General features: G+C 69.7%; 19 protein-coding genes. 6 read left to right on the top strand and 13 right to left on the bottom strand.

Features of this window, described 5'->3' with window-relative positions:
• Positions 1–131 precede the first annotated feature (131 nt).
• Positions 132–1,355, top strand: coding sequence for a S8 family serine peptidase (locus AB0K52_RS05340; RefSeq protein ID WP_363526455.1), 1,224 nt, complete (start codon positions 132–134; stop codon positions 1,353–1,355).
• Positions 1,356–1,414: 59 nt separating this feature from the next.
• Here the strand turns inward: AB0K52_RS05340 and AB0K52_RS05335 are convergent, their stop codons facing one another.
• A complete protein-coding gene (locus tag AB0K52_RS05335) occupies positions 1,415–1,603 on the bottom strand; it encodes a hypothetical protein (protein ID WP_363526452.1) in 189 nt (62 codons plus the stop codon).
• Between the two features lie 9 nt (positions 1,604–1,612).
• Between AB0K52_RS05335 and AB0K52_RS05330 the strand changes: the two genes are divergently transcribed.
• The 3 genes from AB0K52_RS05330 (at position 1,613) to AB0K52_RS05320 (ending at position 3,748) form a co-directional block, all read left to right on the top strand.
• The gene (locus tag AB0K52_RS05330) at positions 1,613–1,915 is read left to right on the top strand and encodes a hypothetical protein (protein ID WP_363526449.1); all 303 of its coding nucleotides are present in this window, start codon (positions 1,613–1,615) and stop codon (positions 1,913–1,915) included.
• A gap of 145 nt (positions 1,916–2,060) precedes the next feature.
• On the top strand, positions 2,061–2,825 hold the full coding sequence (locus AB0K52_RS05325) for an arginase family protein (RefSeq protein ID WP_363526446.1): 765 nt from the start codon (positions 2,061–2,063) through the stop codon (positions 2,823–2,825).
• A gap of 668 nt (positions 2,826–3,493) precedes the next feature.
• Positions 3,494–3,748: a hypothetical protein gene (locus AB0K52_RS05320; RefSeq protein WP_208498828.1), complete on the top strand. Its 255-nt coding sequence runs from the start codon at positions 3,494–3,496 to the stop codon at positions 3,746–3,748.
• Positions 3,749–3,818: 70 nt separating this feature from the next.
• Here AB0K52_RS05320 and AB0K52_RS05315 read toward each other — a convergent pair whose 3' ends face one another.
• The 3 genes from AB0K52_RS05315 to AB0K52_RS05305 form a co-directional block, all read right to left on the bottom strand.
• Positions 3,819–4,643 carry a CPBP family intramembrane glutamic endopeptidase gene (locus AB0K52_RS05315; protein ID WP_363526443.1) on the bottom strand — a complete coding sequence of 275 codons (825 nt, stop codon included), beginning with the start codon at positions 4,641–4,643 and terminating at the stop codon, positions 3,819–3,821.
• Between the two features lie 114 nt (positions 4,644–4,757).
• Positions 4,758–5,456, bottom strand: a complete 699-nt coding sequence (locus AB0K52_RS05310; RefSeq protein ID WP_363526440.1) for an NADPH-dependent F420 reductase — start codon at positions 5,454–5,456, stop codon at positions 4,758–4,760.
• A gap of 150 nt (positions 5,457–5,606) precedes the next feature.
• Complete coding sequence (locus tag AB0K52_RS05305) at positions 5,607–6,494, bottom strand: peptidoglycan-binding protein (protein ID WP_363526437.1); 888 nt, start codon at positions 6,492–6,494, stop codon at positions 5,607–5,609.
• Positions 6,495–6,697: 203 nt separating this feature from the next.
• Here AB0K52_RS05305 and AB0K52_RS05300 point away from each other — a divergent pair, with 203 nt between their 5' ends.
• Together AB0K52_RS05300 and AB0K52_RS05295 are read left to right on the top strand one after the other, a co-directional pair.
• A complete protein-coding gene (locus AB0K52_RS05300) occupies positions 6,698–7,081 on the top strand; it encodes a hypothetical protein (protein WP_363526435.1) in 384 nt (127 codons plus the stop codon).
• Positions 7,081–10,161: a caspase family protein gene (locus AB0K52_RS05295; RefSeq protein WP_363526433.1), complete on the top strand. Its 3,081-nt coding sequence runs from the start codon at positions 7,081–7,083 to the stop codon at positions 10,159–10,161. The genes AB0K52_RS05300 and AB0K52_RS05295 overlap by 1 nt, the downstream gene beginning before the upstream one ends.
• A 117-nt stretch (positions 10,162–10,278) precedes the next feature.
• On the opposite strand, the gene AB0K52_RS05290 is transcribed toward AB0K52_RS05295, so the two are convergent.
• The 9 genes from AB0K52_RS05290 to galK form a co-directional block, all read right to left on the bottom strand.
• Positions 10,279–10,722: a hypothetical protein gene (locus AB0K52_RS05290; protein WP_363526430.1), complete on the bottom strand. Its 444-nt coding sequence runs from the start codon at positions 10,720–10,722 to the stop codon at positions 10,279–10,281.
• A gap of 148 nt (positions 10,723–10,870) precedes the next feature.
• Entirely contained in the window at positions 10,871–12,148 is a 1,278-nt protein-coding gene (locus AB0K52_RS05285) for a thymidine phosphorylase (RefSeq protein ID WP_363526427.1), read from the bottom strand.
• A gap of 72 nt (positions 12,149–12,220) precedes the next feature.
• The gene (locus tag AB0K52_RS05280) at positions 12,221–12,616 is read right to left on the bottom strand and encodes a cytidine deaminase (RefSeq protein ID WP_363526424.1); all 396 of its coding nucleotides are present in this window, start codon (positions 12,614–12,616) and stop codon (positions 12,221–12,223) included.
• A gap of 2 nt (positions 12,617–12,618) precedes the next feature.
• Entirely contained in the window at positions 12,619–13,896 is a 1,278-nt protein-coding gene (locus tag AB0K52_RS05275) for an ABC transporter permease (protein ID WP_363526421.1), read from the bottom strand.
• A gap of 5 nt (positions 13,897–13,901) precedes the next feature.
• Positions 13,902–15,179 (bottom strand): ABC transporter permease, encoded by a 1,278-nt coding sequence (locus AB0K52_RS05270; RefSeq protein ID WP_363526418.1) that lies wholly within the window; start codon positions 15,177–15,179, stop codon positions 13,902–13,904.
• Positions 15,176–16,786: an ABC transporter ATP-binding protein gene (locus tag AB0K52_RS05265; protein ID WP_363526415.1), complete on the bottom strand. Its 1,611-nt coding sequence runs from the start codon at positions 16,784–16,786 to the stop codon at positions 15,176–15,178. The genes AB0K52_RS05270 and AB0K52_RS05265 overlap by 4 nt, the downstream gene beginning before the upstream one ends.
• Before the next feature lie 30 nt (positions 16,787–16,816).
• On the bottom strand, positions 16,817–17,884 hold the full coding sequence (locus tag AB0K52_RS05260; protein WP_363527207.1) for a BMP family ABC transporter substrate-binding protein: 1,068 nt from the start codon (positions 17,882–17,884) through the stop codon (positions 16,817–16,819).
• Positions 17,885–18,127: 243 nt separating this feature from the next.
• Entirely contained in the window at positions 18,128–18,475 is a 348-nt protein-coding gene (locus AB0K52_RS05255; RefSeq protein ID WP_363526412.1) for a hypothetical protein, read from the bottom strand.
• Between the two features lie 99 nt (positions 18,476–18,574).
• Positions 18,575–19,726 (bottom strand): galactokinase, encoded by a 1,152-nt coding sequence (gene galK / locus AB0K52_RS05250; protein ID WP_363526410.1) that lies wholly within the window; start codon positions 19,724–19,726, stop codon positions 18,575–18,577.
• Between the last annotated feature and the right edge of the window lie 33 nt (positions 19,727–19,759).

Below are 19,759 nucleotides of genomic sequence, written 5' to 3'. Positions count from 1 at the left end.
GCCGCTGGGCCCGGACGGGTGAAGCGGACCGGGCCCCCCGCCCGGTCCGCGCCCGCCGGTCCGCACCACCCTCCCCCCGGGGACGGCCGCCCCCAAGCAGGCGGACGCCCCGCACAACCGAAGGAGTTCCTATGGCAGGAACGAAACGGCGCATCCGAACCGCCACCGCGATCGGCATCGCGGCGGCAGCGGCCGGAGGCTCGCTCGTCGCGGCCTCGGCCTTCGCCAACGCAGCAGAGTCCCCGGCACCGGACGCCGGTGACCTCATCATCGGCGCCGACTCCCCCGACGCCATCGCCGGCGAGTACATCGTGGTCCTCGAAGACCACGCGGCCGACGCCACCGGCGGCCTCAACGCCCTCGCCGACGACCTCGGCGTCAGCGTCGACGTCGAAGACACCCTCGGCCTCGTCGACGGCTACGTCGCCGAGATGAGCGAAGCCGAAGCCGTCGAACTCGCCGCCGACGACGCCGTCGCCTACGTCGAGCAGAACCAGATGGCCCACGCCTCCGAAGTCCAGGCCGACCCGCCCTCATGGGGCCTCGACCGCGTCGACCAGGACGCCCTCCCGCTCGACCAGCAGTACGAGTACACCCAGACCGGCACGGGCGTCGAGGCGTTCATCCTCGACACCGGCGTCAACCTCGAGCACCAGGAGTTCGAGGGCCGCATCGGCGAAGGCTACGACTTCATCGACGACGACGCCGACCCGGCCGACTGCCACGGCCACGGCACCCACGTCGCCGGCACCGTCGCGGGCGCCACCTACGGTGTCGCCAAGGACGCCACGATCCGCCCCGTCCGCGTCCTCGACTGCGAAGGCTCCGGCTCCTACGCCGCCATCATCGGCGGCATCGACTGGGTCGCCGCCAACGCCGGCGAGTCCGCCGTCGCCAACATGAGCCTCGGCGGCTCCTTCAGCCAGGCGCTCAACGACGCCATCGCCGCCGCCGTCGAGTCCGGCGTGACCTTCGCGATCGCCGCCGGCAACGAGGGCCAGGACGCCTGCAACGTCTCCCCCGGCTCCGAGGCGAGCGCGATCACCGTGGGCGCCACGGACGAAGACGACGCCGCGGCCTCCTTCACCAACTACGGCGAATGCGTCGACCTCCTCGCCCCCGGCGTGGGCATCACCTCCGCCTGGATCGACGGCACCGACGCCGAGAACACCATCTCCGGCACCTCGATGGCCACCCCGCACGTCGCGGGCGTCGCCGCGCTCTTCATCGAGGCCAACCCGGGCGCGACCCCCGACGAGGTCGCGACCGCCCTCACCGAAGGCGCCGTCCCGGACGCCGTCGCCGACCCCAACGGCAGCCCGAACCTGCTGCTGAACACCGCTTTCCTGGGCTAGCGCGCAGGGATGAGGAGTGAAGGGGCCGGAGCATCAGCTCCGGCCCCTTCGCCGCGCCCTCACACAGCCAGGAACGCGCGCCGCGGCAGCAACCCCAACCGCTGCGCCAACTTCGCCGTCTCCCAACCGCGCTCGTCGGCCAGACCCACCAGCATGTCGGTCGAGATGAGCGACCACAGCATGTCGACCGCGCCTTCTACCGTCCACTGGAGATTCATCTTTCCGGCGTCCTCGATCCGCTCGATCACCATGCGGCAGTGGCGGTGATCGCGTTCTTCTCCCCCGAGTGGACGATCATCGACCTGCTCTGGCGCATCGCCCTGGTGGGCGTCGGCGTCGGCCTCTACGCGAGCTCGCAGACCGCGATGACCCTCGCCGCGATCCCTCCGCACCTCGCCTCGACCGCCTCGGGCGCCATCAGCCTCTTCCGCCACAGCGCCATCGGTATGGCCCCGTCTCTCGCGGCCCTGGCGTGGGGCCTGGCCGGATACTCGCTCGGAGGCGTGCGCGCCGTCATCGCGGGCGTCGCCGCCATCGGCGTACTCGGGCTCCACTGCTGACCAGCACCGCCGACCGACCCCACCCGGCTCTGGAACCGGTGGCGCCGCCACCGCGGCATCGCCACGGTCTTGACCGGTCCACCGGTTTTCCGGCAATAATGGGCCAGACCACGCTGAACCCCGCGACCTGATTCGGAGGCTCTTGATGACCGTGCTCCTGGTGCCGTACCACCTCGACGAACGTCTGCCAGACAGCGAGTTCCCCGTCACCGCCGACCGCGTCGTCTCCAAAGAGCTGCACGGGGACACATTCTGGTCCCGCGTCGCCGGCCTCTACGACCTCGTCGGTGACGCCGTCGCCACCGCCCCGCACCCGGTCGTCGTGACCGGCGACTGCACCGTGGCCCTCGGCGTCGTCAGCGGCCTTCAGCGCCAGGGCATCGAACCCTCGATCATGTGGTTCGACGCCCACGGCGACCTCCACACGCCCGAGAGCAGCACTTCCGCCTACCCCGGCGGCATGGTCCTGCGCATGCTCATCGGCGAGGGCGACCCCGCGGTCGCCGAGACCACCGGACTCACCCCCGTCCCGGCCCACCGCATCACCCTGGTCGACGCCCGCGACCTCGACGGGCCCGAGCGCGTGTACCTGGCCGACAGCCCCGTCCGCCGCATCCCCGTCGAAGCCGCGGCAGACGCCCCTGAGGGCCCGATCTACCTGCACATCGACCTCGACGTCATCGACGCCGACTCCCTCCCCGGCCTCCGCTACCCGTTCTCGCCCGGCCCGAGCTTCGAGCAGCTGCGGGAGGCCGCTCTGAGCGTGCTCGCCACCGGGAGAGTCGCCGCGATGACCATCGCCTGCACTTGGGAGCCCGGAAGCGAGGGACCCCGGCACTCCCGGCATCTCATCGAGGAATTGCTCACCGCCGCAGCCGAAACCGACTCGAAGGCTGGCACCACCGCGTAATCGCGGCCCCACCACGAGCAGGTGTTTGCCGGGGCCGCACCGCGAGCGGCGGCGTTAGCGGAAACCCGTACCGCGCCCGCAAGGCTGCAGCCTTGCGTTGCGCTGCCGTGTATTTCGCGGGTGGGCCTGTCGCGACAGGCCCACCCGCGTCCCCCGCGCGGGGATTTCGGGTCCGTGCCCGACTGCCTCAGTTGGGCAAGGACCCGGCGGTTCTCGTAGGCGCCGCGGGCGGGTGCACCCGCCCGCGGCCTTTTCTGGCGGCTCCGATCGTCCCACTTGCCGCCTCCTACGAGAACTCGATTCAAGCTGATCCGTTTGAGGTGTTTTTGCTACTCAATACTTCACGCATGGTGATCCCATGGCAACAAGAACTTTTCCGCCTGTGGATAACTCCGGATAGTCGCAGGTCAAGCGCTTGTGGATAACTTTTGCAGGTGTGGTTGCCGACAGCTTGGGGCCGCGCGCTCGTGCCCGGTGCGCCGCTTGCGCGCGAGGGTTGGGGCCGACCGGTGGGCCGACCTGACACCTGTTGCGGGGCATGGCCGGTGCGGCGGCACCGCAATGCTGCGGGATGTGGCGGACCGCCGGTTCCGGTAAGGTGAGCTGCGGTCGTGTCGCGCGAAGCGCGGTTCGGGAATCGCAGTCAGGAAACCAGGAGGGCCTCGGCCATGGCGAATATCGACGAGTTCTCAAGCGCGATCGCGGCGGGCGGCGAAGGCGTCGAACAGGCCCGCGCCGCCATCGAAGCGGCCAAGGCTACAGGCGAAGAGCTGATCGGGCAGTTCCAGGTCCTCGGCGTCGAGGACAAGGTCGGCCAGGCCCAGGCGATCAAGGAGGGCCTCGAGCAGGTCCAAGGGATGCTGCAGGCCGCCAAAGACTCGCTGGAGAACCTCCAGAACCAGACCCAGGCCCTCAAGGGCTGACCCGGTTTATCCACTTAAGACGATCGAAGGGCGCCGTCCGCGAGGACGGCGCCCTTTTGCCGTGCGGGTCTTACAGGGAGGTGTATCCGAGGGAGATGGCGACGACGCCGAGGACGGTGGAGAGGGCGGCGGCACCGGGGTGCATGCCGATCGAGATGCGGATGTCCTGCTTCCTGTACGCGAGCCAGACGCCGGGGAAGAGGAAGATCATCTTGGAGACGACCGTCCACGGTGCCCAGAAGTGGTAGACCGAGAACAGGAACATGTTGAAGATCGGCGCCCAGTTCCCCAGTTGCGGCAGGCGGGGCAGCAGCAGTCCGCGGAAGTAGTACTCCTCGATCAGCGGCAGGATGAACCCGGTGAAGGGCCCGCAGACGAGCAGCGTGGTGAGCAGCATCTGCTGCGAATAGCCGTCGAGGTAGCCCACCCCGGACGGGTCCGCGCCCTCGTACTGCACCCAGGTGAAGAGCGCGTTGTAGATCGGCGTGTCCACGTACGGGATGAGCGCCAGCGAGACTACGAACATCCACGGGAGACAGAAGATGATCATGCCGGTGACCTTGCCGCGCGACACGGGCCGGTCCATGTAGCCCAGGGCGCCCCGCAGCGAGTACTTGCCGGTGCGGTACTTGCCGAGCCACAGCATCCCGAAGTGCATGGGGAACAGGACGACGGCGAGCGCGATGGCCCAGGACAGGAACGGCGGGAACGGGGTCTGGCGCACCAGCGGCGCGGCGATGAACGCGTACACCGCGACGATCAGCGCGCCGGGCACGAGGTGGAGCGCGATCGAGAACGGGAGGGAGTGCTTGTCGGCGAGGAGCTTCTCGACGAATCGGATCGGGCGGCGGTTCGGGTGGGCGGCGGTCTTCGCGGCTGGGGTCTGCGTGTTCATGCCGAGAATGCTCGCGGGCCGACCTGTCGCGCACCTGTCGTCGCGCTGACCGGGAACCTGACGCACGACAGGGCCGACGCCAAAAGAGGCGTCGGCCCTGTCCCCGGGCGTCAGCTACATGTCGCGGTACCGCTTGGCGGCCTTGAGCAGCGGCTCGAAGTCGTCGGCGGTGGCCTGGCGGCCGGGCACGTCGAGGCTGCCGTTCTGCGGCTTCTCGGAGAGGTACGGGAGGCCGTACGCCGGGGTGTCGCGCTGGAAGCGCCAGCCCTCGGCGAGCGGACCGACATCGTAAGCGTCCCAGCCGATCGAGTCGAGGAAGTCGGTGACCGTCCGCTTCGCGGCGTCGCTGTCGCCGGCGATGGCGAGGACGGACCGCCCGCCGTCGCCGCGGGGGCGGGCGAGCTCGGCGATGTGCTTGAAATAGATGTTGTTGAAGCCCTTGACGACGAACGACTCCGGAAGGTGCGCCTGCAGGAGTTCGCTGGTGGTCGTGGACTCGTCCTCGAGCTCGGCGATCGTGTCGTCGCGCTGCGGGTAGTAGTTGTTCGTGTCGATGACGACCTTGCCGCGCAGCTCCTCGACCGGGACGCTCTTGTAGGCGTGGAGCGGGACGGTGACCACGACGAGGTCCCCCGCGGCGGCCGCCTCGGCCGGCGTCGCCGCGCGGGCCTTCGGGCCGAGCTCCGCGACGAGGTCGGCGAGCGAGTCGGGCCCGCGCCGGTTGCTGAGGACGACTTCGTGACCCGCGCCCACGGCCAGGCGCGCAATGGTGCCGCCGATGTGGCCGCTGCCGATAAGTCCGATGATGCTCATAACCCGTCACAACGTGCGACCACCCCGCCCGCATTCCCCCGGTTTGCGGTGATCCACGCCATCCGCCGCCCCGCGCGCAGTGAAGAGCCGACCGGCCCACGGGGGCTGGGACCGGTCGGCTCGGCTCCATCGGCGGTCGGCGGCCGCCGTCTACAGGCTCCGCTTGTACTGCTCCCACCACGTGAACGACCCCTGGTACGCGGCCGGCGTGTTGTCCGCCGCGTGGCTCGCGAGCCCGTTCTTGCCGTAGAAGTAGTCGTGCACCTGCCGCTGCGCCGGGCTCGACATGTCCGTGTCGCCCACCGCATTCGCGTGGATGTGGTACGTGAACCCCTGCTCCGGCGTCCGCAGCCACGCCGCGAACCCCACGTCGCGCAGCGCCTTGACCGTCTGCCAGCGCTGCGTGGTCGACATCGAGCTGACGCCGATGTCGACGACGCCGCCGCCGTCGTGCGTCCCGGCCGAGTCCGGGTTCCCGGTCGTGTAGGACCCCTGCGAGAGCACGATGCTCCACGAGAGCTTCGCGTCCGCGGCGGCGAGCATGTTCTTGGTGCGGGTGTTGACGCGGCGGCCGCCATAGGAGTCAGTGCTCGACCCGACGTTGATCTGCCGGGTCACGGTGTACAGGCCGGTCTCGGATCCGAGACGGGTGAGCGAGGTCGGGCCGGGGATGCCGTTGGCGTCGAGTCCGGTGTAGCCCAAGGACTTCTGCCACGCGGAGTAGGCGCTGACGGTCGTGGTGCCGTAGTGGCCGTCCACTGAGCTCGCCGCGAGGAAGTTCTTGGCGTCGAGGGCCTGTTCGACGACTTTGACGTGCGGTCCGGCGGTGAGCGTGGTGCCGGTGCCGGACTTCGGCGGGTCGACCATCGCCGCGACGAGCACGAGCTCCATGTCGACCGTCGCGGCGGCCTCGGCGGTCCCTGCCATGAACACGGCGGGAACGGTGGCGGCGCCGATGCCGCCGGCGGCCATGACGGCGCGGCGCAGCAGCCAGCGGCGGGAGTGGGTGTCGGGTGTTTCGGACGGTTGGGAGGTCATCGATTGGGTCCCTTCCAGGAGCTTCGCACCGAGGGGTGATCGACGCGACATCTGTCGTGTAACGGAACCATATCGGAGAAATCTTTCGTTGAGAAGTCCTCCAGTGAAACAAATCTTCACTCATGGTCGCGGGGTCCGCTTGCGGGCCGCCACGCTGAGCGGCCGGCAAATATCATTGAGCGACACTCGCCTGAGAGGTGGCCATGTCCTCGACCGTCGAAGTCGCGATCGCCGCGCAGACCGCCAAGTACGACCCCGACCATCCCGATTGGCGCAACCAGGTCGCCGCCCTCCACACCGACCTGCGGCGCGAGACCGGCGCTGTCGCAACACGATCCGTGCCCGCCCCCGGCACGAAGGGCGGTTTCGTCGACGTCGTCCTGGCGCTCGGCACCTCGGGCGCCCTGGTCGCGGCCGTCGAGATCCTGCGCGCCTGGCTCGGCCGCGACAAGACCCGCTCCATCACCGCGACCTGGACCGACGAGGACGGCAAGGAGCGCCGCTTCACCCTCACCGGTGAGAACCTCGACCAGCAGTCCCTCACCGCGCTCAGCGAATCGATCGGCCGGATGATCGAGGGCCGCTGATGAGCGACCGCCGGTACCGCGCCCTTCTCATCGGCAACGCCGTCTTCCGCCGCGACCCTCAGGGGCTTCCCCGACTCCACGGGCCGCGCGCCGACGTGGACGCCCTCTGCGAGGCCCTCGCCGATCCGCAGTCCGGCTTGTTCGCCCCTGAGGACATCGAACCCCTCATCGACAGGAACGTGCAGAGCCTCCGCGAGGAGCTGTACCGCTTCTTCATCGAAGAGGCGACGCGCGACGATGTCCTGCTCCTCTACTACAGCGGCCACGGCAAACTGGATCTTCAGGGGCGCCTGCACCTTTGCGCCGGCGATACGCGGGTCGGCTCGCTGCCGGTCACGGCTTTGAAGTACAAAGAGGACATCGAAGCGCTCGTCAAAGAGTCTCCCGCCTCCTCGGCGGTGACCGTCCTCGACTGCTGCCACAGCGGCGCCTTCCGCGGCGGCGAGTTGAAGGTCAAGGCCAGCGGCAAGGGCAGGTGCGTCATCACCAGCGCCAGCGCGAACGAACTGGCCCTGGACACGCCGGGTCCGGGCGGCACCAGCCCGTTCACGAGCGCCCTGGTGACCGGCCTCCGCTTCGCCCAGGCGGAAGGCCCGCTGACCGCCCAGGACCTCTACGACTATCTCGAGGCCGAACTGAGCCCGGTCGGCAACTCGCGTCCCCAGTTCTATTTCGACGGCGAAGGCGCCATCGCGCTCGCCCGCAGGCACTCCCCGGCCCCGCCCGAGGCAGCTCCTCAGCCATCGGTCCCCGACCTGCCCAGGGAGGAAGGAGAACAGGCTGCAGCGCAGCAGGACTCCGGCGGACCGCTCCAGTCCGCCGACGAGGACGTGGCGCAGGCCCGGTCTCCCGGGCTGGCCCTTCCCGAACCCCGGACCCACCTCTGGAGACTGCTCAACGAAGCGGCCGTCTCCGCGCACTCGCTCGACAGGACCGCAGGCTCGAGTGGCGCCTTGGCCACGGTCGTCCGAGAAGCAGTCGGACTCGACGCCCGCTGGCCGAAGGCGATTCTGAAACGAGTCGCCGAAGGCCGCACGAAGCAAGCGCTGGTCGAGGCCTTGGCGTCCGGGCTGGCACTGCATGATGCGGCCGAAGCCTTCGAATTCGCCGGGGCATTCGTCCCAGGCACGCCTGAACGCACTGGCGCGCACCTTGCGATCGCCGCAGCGCTGTCCGAATCTGACCACGCACTCGCGCGACAAGCTCTGGACGATGCGATCGCTTCAAGCATGGAGGGCGAGGGCGAACGAGGAACGCACATGATCCTGCGCCTCTTGGAGATCGGACTCACGGACGATCACGAGACCCGCAGCCCGCCTGCAGTCGCGAACGCGGCCCTGGTCCGGGTCGCCCGATCCATTGGCGAACGCCACCACGATCTCTGGGGAGACCTGCTCGGGGATCTCGCGCGCCGTATCGTCGCTGTAGAGGACCCGGAGCTGAAGGCGGCACTCAAGGCCGACGCGGGTCTGCGACTCTCACCGGTGAACCGCGAGGCCGCGACCGGGTATTTCCTCGGGCAAGGACACTTCCTGCCCGAATCCGCCTTCGCCGACATCCCGATCACGCGGATCATCCGGGGTGCCGCGGCGATGCTGCAGTCCGATCCCCCGAGCGGCCACCGCCTCCTTGAAATCGCTGAAAGGCGTTGCCAGACCGAAGAGGACTGGACTGCGTTCTTCTACACCCTGCTCGAACAGATGCAGACCGCGTCTTCGCCGGACCCCTTGGCGACGGACCACTTGGTGACCGTTGCTGAGCGGGCGGTGGACCGGGTGCCCGAGGAGGTGCTCGGCTACCTCAGGACGACTGCCGTCCGCATGTTCGCCGAGGCCCCTTCAGCTGCTGGTCGACTGCTGCGCCTCGACCCGGACGAGGACCGCATGCGCGGCACCCTGGTCCAGATCGCCAAGAACGCTGCGGCCGTCGATACCGGCGCGGCGCGAGAGATCGCGCTCGCAGCCGAGCGCCTGGTGCCGTCGATCATCGACGGATCCGAGCAGGCGGCGGCGCTTGCCGAACTCGCGGAAGCCTTCGCCGCGATCGATCCCGGCCATGCGATCGACCTGCTCAAGTCACTGTCGAACGAGGGGTATCGCAAATCGATGGCGATATCGAGGGTCGCCAGGGTGTTCGCGACGTCCTTCCCCGACCGCATCGAAACGCTCCTCGACGAGTTCGCCCCTGACGAAGATGACGAGCACCGGAGGTTCGATGTCTACGACGGCATCGCCAGGGTGGATCCGGCCCGGGCGATCCGGCTCGCGACACCGCTGCCGGAATCGATGCTCAAACGGTCGGTCATCGACCAGGCCGCCGCGGCTATGGCCCGAATCGATCCGCAGGAAGCGGAAGCGCTCGCGCTCGGCATCCAGGACCCGTTTCACCGCGCTCAAACCCTGGAGACGATCATCCACTGGCTCGTGCGCGACCAACCCTCGTACGCCGCCGACCTCGCCCGGCAGATTCCGGAGAGCGGGCGCTGTGCCTATGCGAGGGCGACCGCCTTGGTCGTCGTGAGCCGGGCGCTGGCCGCGCATGATCCCGTGCAGGCGGAGGAATTGCTCGCATTGGCCGAGCGGGCCGCCGCAAGGATCGACAGCGCCGTTCGCAGGGGTCCAGTGCTCTGCGACATCGCTGACACCTACAACAAGGTCGGGGCCGCACCGATTCGAGTCTCGAAACTGCTCGCTCAAGCCGAGGATCTCGCAGCGGCGGGCGCGGAACGCCAGATCGGGCTGCTGGTCGACGTGATGGTGGCGTGGGCCGCGATCGCGCCAAGGCAGGCAGAGCGGGTCGCGGCATCGCTCCCCGCAGACGGGGGCGGCAACGACATGAAGTTCAGGCAGGCCGCGCTCGCCATGGCTCCCAACGATCCTCGGCGGGCCGAGCAGTTCGCCTTGAAGATCACCGACCGAGCGGAGCAGACGCGGACCGTGGTGGCGCTGGTGGAGGAGTTCTGCGAGTCGGCACCCGCGCGGGCTGAGCGGCTGGCGCTCGCCATGGAACCCGGCTCGCACCGGACCAAGGCCCTGCTCACTGTCGCCCAGGCGCTGCATCGGCGCCGGTCGGGCGAGTAGCGGACCGGGGTCGGCGGACAGTCCGCGCGGGCATGGGGAAAGAGGGGATCGGACCGATCGGGTCCGACCCCCTCTTCTGTTGCATCGGGCCCATGCGCTGGCGCCCGTCGCGACTGCTTAGCCGAGCAGGCCGTTGGAGTCGTCGACCTGGGTGACGTCGTCCAGGTTGCACTTGGCCGAGTTGCCGAGCACGCCGTTGCCGTAGCCGCCGATGCCGCCCATGGCGTCGACGCAGCGGGCGTCGACGTGGACGAGCGGGGCGCCGTAGGAGGCGATCAGGGCCGACTGCTTGTCGTGGAAGACCGCGTCGCCGTAAGCGCTGCCGAAGTCGTCCGCGGAGTTCGAGCCTTCGCCGTCGTCCATGCCGTTGCCCTCGGTGTCGAGGCCGAACTCGAGGCCGGCCTGCGAGGTGGTGGCGTTCAGGATCGCGCCGGCGTCCTGCGTGATCGAGCCGAGTGCCTGCTCAGCGTCAACCGGCGCGGCCGCGAGCGCGGGGGCGGCGATGGCGACGGCGGCAGCGGCACCAGCCACAGCGGAGGCGACGAAACGCGAAACGTTCATTCTTTGTCCTTTCATCCGTGGAAGCACCTTCCACAGTGAACAACGATGAGCGTTCGAGGCAGTTACGGCAATTGTCCAATTAATCTATATTGCGATCTTTGCGCGCAAAAAGGCCGACCCTGCGGGAGCAGGGTCGGCCTTGCGAACGTCAGGCGGTGACGCGGTCGAGGATGATCGGGCCGCGCTTCGAGGGCTCGGCGCCGATCGCCCACTCGCCGGCGAGGGTCTCCTTGGCGGCGGCGAAGCGCTCGGGCGTGTCGGTGTGGAGGCGGAAGACCGTCTCGCCGGCCTTGACCGGTTCGCCGACGGTCTTGAGGATCTCGATGCCCGCCCCGAACTGGACCGGCTGCCCCTGGCGCTCGCGGCCCGCGCCGAGGCGCCAGGCGGCGACGCCGACCGCGTAGGCGTCCATCTCGGCGATGAAGCCGTCGGCGTCGGCCTTGATCTCCTCGAACTCGCGCGCGACCGGGAGCGGGGCGTCGACCTCGCCGCCCTGGGCGGTGATCATCTTGCGCCAGGCGTCCATGGCGCGCCCGTCGTTGAGCGCCGCGGCCGGGTCGGCGTCGGGCCTGCCCGCGGCCGCCAGCATCTCCTTGGCGAGGGCGACCGTGAGCTCGACGACGTCCTCGGGGCCGCCGCCCGCCAGGACCTCGACCGACTCGCGCACCTCGAGGGCGTTGCCCGCGGTGCGGCCCAAGGGAATCGACATGTCGGTGAGGAGCGCGCGCGTGTCGACGTCGTGGTCCTTGCCGAGGCGGACCATGGTCTCGGCGAGCTCGCGGGCCTGCGCGAAGTCCTTCATGAAGGCGCCCGAGCCGACCTTGACGTCGAGGACGATCGCGTCGGCGCCCTCGGCGATCTTCTTGCACATGATCGAGGAGGCGATCAGCGGGATCGCCTCCACAGTGGAGGTGATGTCGCGGAGGGCGTACAGCTTCTTGTCGGCCGGGGCGAGGTCGCCGGTGGCCGCGCAGATGACCGCGCCGATGTCCTTGAGCTGCTCGATCACCTGCGCCTCGGTCATGTCGACCTGGAAGCCGGGGATGGACTCGAGCTTGTCGAGCGTGCCGCCGGTGTGGCCGAGGCCGCGGCCCGAGAGCTGCGGGACGGCGACGTCGAAGACCGCGACGAGCGGCGCGAGGGGCAGGGTGATCTTGTCGCCCACACCGCCCGTGGAGTGCTTGTCCACGCACGGCTTGCCCACGGCCGAGAGGTCGAGGGTGATGCCCGAGCGGATCATCGCCGCCGTCCAGTCGGCGATCTCGCGCGGCCGCGCCCCGTTGAGGAAGATCGCCATGGCGAGCGCGGACATCTGCTCGTCGGCGACGACGCCCTTGGTGTAGGCGTCGATGACCCAGTCGATCTGGGCGGTCGAGAGCTCGCCGCCGTCCCGTTTGGTGCGGATGACGTCTACAGCGGTGATCATTGGCTTTCCCTCGCTAGTTCCCATGGTGGAGCGCCCGAACGGCGGCCCGGCGGGCCGCCTCGGGGTCCGGATTCAATCGGCGGACAGGTGGCCCGGGCCGAACGCGCCGGGGAGCAGCGCCCCGACGGTGGTCGGCGCGGGCCGGTCGTCCACGAGGCAGTCGGGTCCGCCGTGCTCGAACAGGAGCTGGCGGCACCGGCCGCAGGGGGTGAGGGGTTCGCCCGCGGCGTCGACGCAGGCGACGGCCACCAGGCGGCCGCCGCCGGTGGCGGCGAGCTCGGAGACCATGCCGCACTCGGCACACAGGGTCAGGCCGTAGGAGGCGTTCTCGACGTTGCAGCCGGAGACGATCCGGCCGTCGTCGACGAGGCCGGCGACGCCGACCGGGTACTTCGAGTACGGGGCGTACGCGTGGCGCATCGCCTCGCGGGCCTTGTCGCGCAAGGCGTCCCAGTCGACCTCGGCCATGGCTACTTGTCCCCCGGGTGGTACGGCACGCCGTCGGCGGCGGGCGCCTTGGCCTTGCCGATGAGCCCGGCGACGACCACGAGCGTGACCGCGTACGGGAGCATCTGCAGGAACTCGCCGGGCACGATCGAGCCGCCCGAGGCGTCCAGGTCGCGGGCGACCTGCGTGGTGAAGCCGAAGATGAGCGCGCCGGCGAGCACGCCGAGCGGGTTCCAGCGGCCCACGATCATGACCGCGAGCGCGACGAAGCCGAGCCCGGCGGTCATGTTCTTGCTGAACGCCAGCGAGTTCGCGATGGTGAACCAGGCGCCGCCGAAACCGGCGATGAGGCCGGCGAGGGTGACGTTCCAGTAGCGGAGGCGGTTCACGTTGACGCCCATGGAATCCGCGGCCGCCGGGTGCTCGCCGACCGCGCGGGTGCGCAGGCCCCAGCGGGTGCGGTAGAGCAGGAACCAGATCACGAACACCAGCACGAGTCCGATGTAGACGAAGATCTTCTGGTTGAACAGGACCGGGCCGAGCACCGGGATGTCCGCGAGCGGGCCCCAGGAGATCGCCGGGATCGAGAACGCGCTGTTGAGGCCTTCGGCCTTCTTCAGCTGGTCGTACATGAAGCTGGTGAAGCCGAGCGCCAGCAGGTTGAGGATGACGCCCACGACGACCTGGTTGACCTGGTACTTCGTGGCGAGCAGGGCGAGCAGCATGGTCGAGAGGAGGCCCGCGGCCATCGCGCCGACCATGCCGGCGTAGACGTTCCCGGTGATGTTCGCGACCAGGACGCCGGTGAAGGCGCCCATGAGGAACTGGCCCTCGATGCCGATGTTGATGACGCCCGAGCGCTCGCACACGACGCCCGAGAGCGCGCCGAACAGGTAAGGGAGCGAGAGGAACAGCGCCCCGGCGAGGATCGACTCCGCGCGGAACACGGTGCCCGGCTGGGAGTACGCCCAGAACAGCAGGCCGAGGACGAACGCGGTGACCGCCACGCCCGCGACGAGCTTGAAGCGGCGCTTGGGGAGCCCGACGATCATCCAGGCGCCGCCCGCGGCCGTGACCGCGCCGAGGAGCGCCACCGTGATCGAGGTGGGCAGCGCCCACTCGACGTCGGTGAGGGTCCTGTCGAACGCGATCGTGGTCGTGTCGTCCCCGCCGACCACCGCGAACGCGATGACGACCAGAAGCAGGCCGAGCGCGGCGAGCACGCCGCCGGGCTTGGCGAACCTGACCGGGACGCTCTCGTCGACGACGGCCGGGGAGGCGGTCATGGTGTCCACTGCCATGGGGCTCACCAGCCTTTCGCTTCGAGGGTGACCAGGCCGCCGCGCGGCGTGCGCAGGTGCAGGATCGCCTTGACCAGTGCGGGAGCGGCGATGAAGAGCACGATGATCGCCTGCAGCAGGGTCGAGATGTCAACGGGCACATCGGGCTGGGCCGACAGGGCGCCGGCCTTGAGCGCGCCGAACAGGAGCGCCGCCGCGACGATGCCGCCGGGGTTGGCGCGGCCGAGGAGCGCGACCGTGATGCCGTCGAACCCGTACTCGAGGGCCGTGTTCGTGGTGATGCCCGCGGACCCGACGCCGAGCGACAGGGCCGCGCCGGCCAGGCCCGCGAGGCCGCCCGCGACGGCCATCGTGGTCGTGTAGGTCGAGCCGATGCGCATGCCGGCGGTCGCGGAGGCGTGCTCGTTGAAGCCGACGGCGCGGATGCGGAACCCGAAGGTGGAGCGGGAGAGCAGCCACCAGGTGAAGACCGCCGCGAGGATGCCGAGCGGCAGCGCCCAGTTCACGCGGAGGCTCTCGCTCAGTCCGGAGAGGAGCTTCGGCATGACCGCGGTCTCGTCGACGGGCTTGGTGATGAGGTCGGTCTTCGTCTCCGAGTGGAGGAAGCCGGTGCCGATGGCCCACACCAGGAAGAGCGCCGCGATGTTGTTCAGCATGATCGAGGAGATGACCTCGTGCGCGCCCGTCGTGGCCTTGAGCAGGCCCGGGACGGCGCCGAACGCGGCGCCCCCGATCGCGCCGGCGATGATCGCCAGCGGCAGGTGGATCACGGCCGGGAGGCTGAGGCTGAAGCCGATGATGAGCGCGCCGAGCATGCCGAAGATCATCTGGCCCTGGGCGCCGATGTTGAACAGGCCCGCGCGGAACGCGAGGCCGACGGCGAGGCCGGTGAAGATCAGCGGGGTCGCGTACGTGAGCGTCTCGGACAGCGGCCGCAGCAGGTCGCCGAACTCGGCATTGCCCGCCGCGAACCGGTCGAGCATGTTGAGGTTGAGGATCGCGCCCTCGAACAGCGCGATGTAGGAGTCGCGCACGAGGTACCAGGAGGCGGTGAGGGCGTCCTGGGGGCGGGCGAAGAAGTACGTGTAGGTGGAGCGCACGTACTCGTCGGAGACGATGAGGAGGATCGCGCCGATGAGGAACGCCAGGAGCAGGGAGTACACGGTGACCATGACCGAGTTCGCCTCGGTCAGGTAGCGGCCGAAGAGCCGCATGAAGTTCGGCTTCTCCTCCGCCGCCTCAGGCTGGTCGGCGGCCGGGGCCTGGGTATCCGTCGTGCTCATCGGTCACCTCCGTTGGCGTCCTCGTCGTTGCTGGTCTCTTCGGTGTCGGCGGCGGGGGGCTCGGGAGCGCTCGGCCCATCGGGGCTCGCCGCTTCGGCGCCGTCGCGGACGCCGCCGCCCACCATGAGGCGGCCGATCACCTCGCGGGGCGTGTCGGGGGCGACCTCGCCCACGATCTGCCCGTTGTAGATCACCGCGATGCGGTCGGCGAGCGCGTAGATCTCGTCCAGTTCGGACGAGATGAGCAGCACGCCGGTGCCGGTGTCGCGCTCGGCGACGAGCCGGGAGTGGATGAACTGGCTCGCGCCCACGTCGACGCCGCGGGTCGGCTGCGCCGCGACGAGGAACCGGCGGGGCCGGGAGAACTCGCGGGCGATGATGACCTTCTGCGCGTTGCCGCCCGAGAGCGACGAGACGGTCTCGTCCGGGGACTGGGTGCGGATGTCGAACTCGGCGATGGAGTCGGCGGCGCGCTTGCGCACCGCGCCGGCGTTCACCGCGCCGCGCTTGGCGAACGGGGCGTCGCGGTACTGGTTGAGCACGATGTTCTCGGCGACCGAGAACTCGGCGACGACGCCGTCGCGGCCGCGGTCCTCGGGGATGTAGCCGAGGCCGGCGGCGATGCGGGCGGCCGGGCTCGCGCCCTGCACGTCCTCGCCGTCGATCGCGATGCGCCCGGCGTCGGGCTTGACGAGGCCGAGGATCGAGCGGGCCAGTTCGGTCTGGCCGTTGCCCTCGACGCCCGCGAGGCCCACGATCTCTCCGGAGCGGACGGTGAGGTCGAGGCCGTTGAGGACCTTCACGCCCGCGTCCGAGACCACGGTGAGGCCCTCGACCTCCAGGCGCGCCTCGCCCGGCTCGGCCGGGGTCTTGTCGACCCGGAGCGTGACGGCGCGCCCGACCATCGCCGAGGCCATCTCGGCCTCCGAAGCGGTCGGCTCGAGCTCGGCCACGACCTTGCCGCGGCGGATCACCGTGACGGTGTCCGCGACGGCCTGGACCTCTTTGAGCTTGTGGGAGATGAACAGGATCGACGTGCCCGCGTCCGCGAGGTTCCGCATGATCTGCAGGAGCTCGGTGATCTCCGCGGGCGTGAGCACCGCGGTCGGCTCGTCGAGGATGAGCAGTTCCGTCTTCGGCCCCGACAGGGCCTTGACGATCTCGACGCGCTGCTGGACGCCCACGGGCAGGTCCTCGCAGATCGCGTCGGGGTCGAGCTTGAGGCCGTACTCCTCGGACACGTCGAGCACGGCCCGGCGCGCGGCCTTGGCCGAGAGCACCCCCAGACCCTGGGTGTGCTCCCGGCCCAGCTGCACGTTGTCAGCGACGCTGAAGGGCCCGACGAGCTTGAAGTGCTGGTGCACCATCCCGATCCCGGCGGCGATCGCGTCGCCGGGACCGTTGAAGGAGACCGGCTCCCCGTCGATCAGGATCTCGCCGCTGGTGGGCGTCAGGATCCCGTAGAGCATGTTCATGAGCGTCGACTTGCCCGCGCCGTTCTCGCCGAGGACGGCGTGGATCTGGCCGGGCTCGACCACGAGGTCGATGTCGTCGTCGGCGGTGAACGAGCCGAACTTCTTCGTCAGGCCCTTCAGTTCGAGTCGCAAGTGCGTGTCCTTTGACTTCGTTCCGCTCGGTTACTGAGCTTTGGGGCTGGACGGCGACTCGACGACGAGCGTGCCGTCGATGATCTGCTGCGTCAGCGCGTCCAGCTCGGCCTTGGTCTCGTCCGAGACGGCGGAGTCGAAGTCGTGGAACGGGGCGATGGAGACGCCGTCGTTCGCGAGCGTGCCCACGTAGGCGCCGGAGATGGCGTCCCCGCCGTTGGCGGCGTCGTAGGCGGCGAGCACGGAGTCCTTCACCGCGGTGGCGAGGCCCTTCTCAGCCGAGGTGATGATCTCGGCGCCGTACTCGGTGGACTCGAAGCCGTCGGTGTCGACCCAGATCGCGGAGACCGCGTCGTTCTCGGCGGCGGCGGTCAGCGCGCCGATGCCGGCGGGGCCGGCGACCGGGAAGAGGATGTCGGCGCCCTGCGTGATGAAGGTGTCCGAGGTGCTCTTGCCGGCGGCGGCGTCTTCGAAGGTGTTGATGAAGGTGCCGTCCTGGGCCGCTTCGTCCCAGCCGAGGAGCTCGACGTTGGTGCCCTTGTCCTCATTGTGCTTGGCGATGCCCTCGGCGAAGCCGTCCATGAAGATGGTCACCGGCGGGATGTTGACGCCGCCCCAGGTGGCGACCTTGCCCGTCTTGGTCTGCGACGCCGCGACGTAGCCGGCGAGGAACGCGGACTGGGCGGTGTCGAACTGGATCGAGTAGACGTTCGGGACCTCGGAGAAGCCGTCGACCGTGGCGAACGGGATATCCGGGTTCGCGGAGGCGACCGTGTTCACGTTCTCGGTCATGAGACCGCCGACGCCGACCACGAAGTTGCAGCCGTCGTCGACCGTGGCCTGCAGGTTCGGGTCGTAGTCGGTCTCGGAGCTGGACTCCTTGACCTGGACCTTGATGTCGCTGTTCTCCTCGGCGGCGGCTTCCATGCCGGCCCAGGAGGACTCGTTGAACGACTTGTCGTCCACGCCACCGGAGTCGGTGACCATGCACGCGAGGAACGACGCGTCGGCGTTGTCGCCACTGCCGTTCTCGGACGGGGCCTCACCGCAAGCGGCGAGGGCGGCGAGGCCGACGGCGGAGAAGCCCGCCAGGGCCATCTTGAACGGCTTGACAGCCATCTCGGTCTCCTTTGACAATCCACGGGGTAAGTCGATACCCGCATAATCATGGCCGCACTCAATGGCCTTTGACACTGACCTTGATGATTTCGTTACCGAAACATCCTATGACTGAGACCAGTGATGAACTGGTGTTTCACTCGAGCTACGGCGTGATTGCAGCTTCCCGGCCCGCGGAGGGCCACCGAGCGGCCCCTTTCGGCCCCGCCGCCGGGGCGCCCGCTAGGTCCAGAAGACCGCGACGCCCGCGGTCACCGCGATGAGCGCGCCGGTCGCGTAGAAGTGCCCGGCCGCGACCTTCTCGCGCCGCTTCCACACCGGGATCGCGATCATGACGCCCAGGAGCAGGGCGAGCACGGCCTTCACGCCGATCTTGGCGTGGTTCGCGTCGGGTTCGGCGCTGGCCAGGCCGGCGAGGACGATGCCGGTGGCGAGCTGGGTCGCGATGCCGTACAGCATCGCCGAGTTGAAGTTGAGCCGCTTCGAGAGCAGGGCGACGAGCCAGCCGCCGAAGACCGCGGCGAAGCCGAGCAGGTGGAGGTATCGGAGCAGCAAGTGGACGAGTTCCATGCCGCGGAGTATTCCAGAGCGAGGGACCGGCCGCGCCTGCGCGCGACCGGTCCCCGGATCACTGTCACACCAGTGGCTTCACGCCACTGCAATGCTCTTCTATGCCACGCGGTGGGCGCCTGCGGCGGCGCGGGCGACGAACACGCGCGGAGTCGGCAGGCCCTTCGCGGCGGCGGCCTCGATCACGGCGGCCTCCACCTTCGACGCCGCGGCGGTCTCGACGAGCGCGATGGCGCTGCCGCCGAACCCCCCGCCGGTCATGCGCGCCCCGAGGGCGCCGGCGCCGAGCGCGGCGTCCACTGCGGAGTCGAGTTCGGCGCAGGAGATCTCGTAGTCGTCGCGCATCGACGCGTGCGAGGCGGTGAGCAGGTCGCCGATCCCGGCCACCGATCCGCCTTCGAGGACCTTCACCGTGTCGAGGACGCGCTCGTTCTCGGTGACGATGTGCCGCAGGCGGCGGTTGAGCCGGTCGTCGTCCAGGTGCGCGTCCTTCGGCGCGTCGCGCAGGAACGGGACGCCGAGCAGCCGGGCCGCCTCCTCGCAGTCGGCGCGGCGCGACGCGTACTCGCCGTCGGCGTGCCGGTGCGGCGCGTTCGTGTCGATGACCAGCATCTGCAGGCCCTCGGACGCGAGGTCGAACGGCACCTGCTCGCGGGAGAGGTCGCGGCAGTCCATGAACATGACGTTGCCCTCGGTGCACAGCAGCGAGGCCGACTGGTCGAGCACGCCCGTGGGCGCCCCGACGTACTCGTTCTCGGCCTTCTGCGCGATGCGCGCGGCCTCGCCCCGGTCGATCTCGTGGCCGTGCAGGTCCGCGAGCGCGATCAGGATCGCGCATTCGAGCGCGGCCGACGACGACAGGCCCGCCCCGTGCGGGACGTCCGAGTGGATCGCCACGCGCACCGGCCCGACCGGGTAGCCCGCCTCGTTGAGCGCCCACGCGGTCCCGGCGAGGTAGCCCGCCCAGCCCGCGACGCCGTCCTCGGCCGAGGTCCCGAGCGCGTCGGCGCGGACCGTGTCGCCCTCGCCGTACGTGGAGTGGAACTCCCAGGTCTCGGACTTGGCGACCGCGGCGACCGCGTAGAACGGCAGCGCGAAGGGCATCACGAAGCCCTCGTTGTAGTCGGTGTGCTCGCCGATGAGGTTCACACGGCCGGGCGCGGCCCAGAGGCCTTCGGGCTCGGCGCCGAACACCTCGCGGAAGGCCGCCGCGGCGGTCTCGGCGAGTTCTTGACAGCCTGAATTCAGCATGGCGAAGCCATTCTAGTTCGGGTGGTGGCGGGC

Origin of the sequence: Glycomyces sp. NPDC049804 (assembly GCF_040674615.1) — a bacterium.
GTDB classification, from domain to species: domain Bacteria; phylum Actinomycetota; class Actinomycetes; order Mycobacteriales; family Micromonosporaceae; genus Glycomyces; species Glycomyces niveus.
The sequence above is the reverse complement of the archived record's forward strand: the minus strand, read 5'-3'. Positions and strand labels throughout refer to the sequence as shown.

What these genes read in the sequence shown, in the direction of transcription:
- AB0K52_RS05340 (WP_363526455.1), top strand. Translation starts at nt 132, where the DNA reads ATGGCAGGAACGAAACGGCGCATCCGAACCGCCACCGCGATCGGCATC.
- AB0K52_RS05325 (WP_363526446.1), top strand. Translation starts at nt 2,061, where the DNA reads ATGACCGTGCTCCTGGTGCCGTACCACCTCGACGAACGTCTGCCAGAC.
- AB0K52_RS05320 (WP_208498828.1), top strand. Translation starts at nt 3,494, where the DNA reads ATGGCGAATATCGACGAGTTCTCAAGCGCGATCGCGGCGGGCGGCGAA.
- AB0K52_RS05315 (WP_363526443.1), bottom strand. Translation starts at nt 4,643, where the DNA reads ATGAACACGCAGACCCCAGCCGCGAAGACCGCCGCCCACCCGAACCGC.
- AB0K52_RS05310 (WP_363526440.1), bottom strand. Translation starts at nt 5,456, where the DNA reads ATGAGCATCATCGGACTTATCGGCAGCGGCCACATCGGCGGCACCATT.
- AB0K52_RS05305 (WP_363526437.1), bottom strand. Translation starts at nt 6,494, where the DNA reads ATGACCTCCCAACCGTCCGAAACACCCGACACCCACTCCCGCCGCTGG.
- AB0K52_RS05300 (WP_363526435.1), top strand. Translation starts at nt 6,698, where the DNA reads ATGTCCTCGACCGTCGAAGTCGCGATCGCCGCGCAGACCGCCAAGTAC.
- AB0K52_RS05295 (WP_363526433.1), top strand. Translation starts at nt 7,081, where the DNA reads ATGAGCGACCGCCGGTACCGCGCCCTTCTCATCGGCAACGCCGTCTTC.
- AB0K52_RS05290 (WP_363526430.1), bottom strand. Translation starts at nt 10,722, where the DNA reads ATGAACGTTTCGCGTTTCGTCGCCTCCGCTGTGGCTGGTGCCGCTGCC.
- AB0K52_RS05285 (WP_363526427.1), bottom strand. Translation starts at nt 12,148, where the DNA reads ATGATCACCGCTGTAGACGTCATCCGCACCAAACGGGACGGCGGCGAG.
- AB0K52_RS05280 (WP_363526424.1), bottom strand. Translation starts at nt 12,616, where the DNA reads ATGGCCGAGGTCGACTGGGACGCCTTGCGCGACAAGGCCCGCGAGGCG.
- AB0K52_RS05275 (WP_363526421.1), bottom strand. Translation starts at nt 13,896, where the DNA reads ATGGCAGTGGACACCATGACCGCCTCCCCGGCCGTCGTCGACGAGAGC.
- AB0K52_RS05270 (WP_363526418.1), bottom strand. Translation starts at nt 15,179, where the DNA reads ATGAGCACGACGGATACCCAGGCCCCGGCCGCCGACCAGCCTGAGGCG.
- AB0K52_RS05260 (WP_363527207.1), bottom strand. Translation starts at nt 17,884, where the DNA reads ATGGCCCTGGCGGGCTTCTCCGCCGTCGGCCTCGCCGCCCTCGCCGCT.
- AB0K52_RS05255 (WP_363526412.1), bottom strand. Translation starts at nt 18,475, where the DNA reads ATGGAACTCGTCCACTTGCTGCTCCGATACCTCCACCTGCTCGGCTTC.
- galK (WP_363526410.1), bottom strand. Translation starts at nt 19,726, where the DNA reads ATGCTGAATTCAGGCTGTCAAGAACTCGCCGAGACCGCCGCGGCGGCC.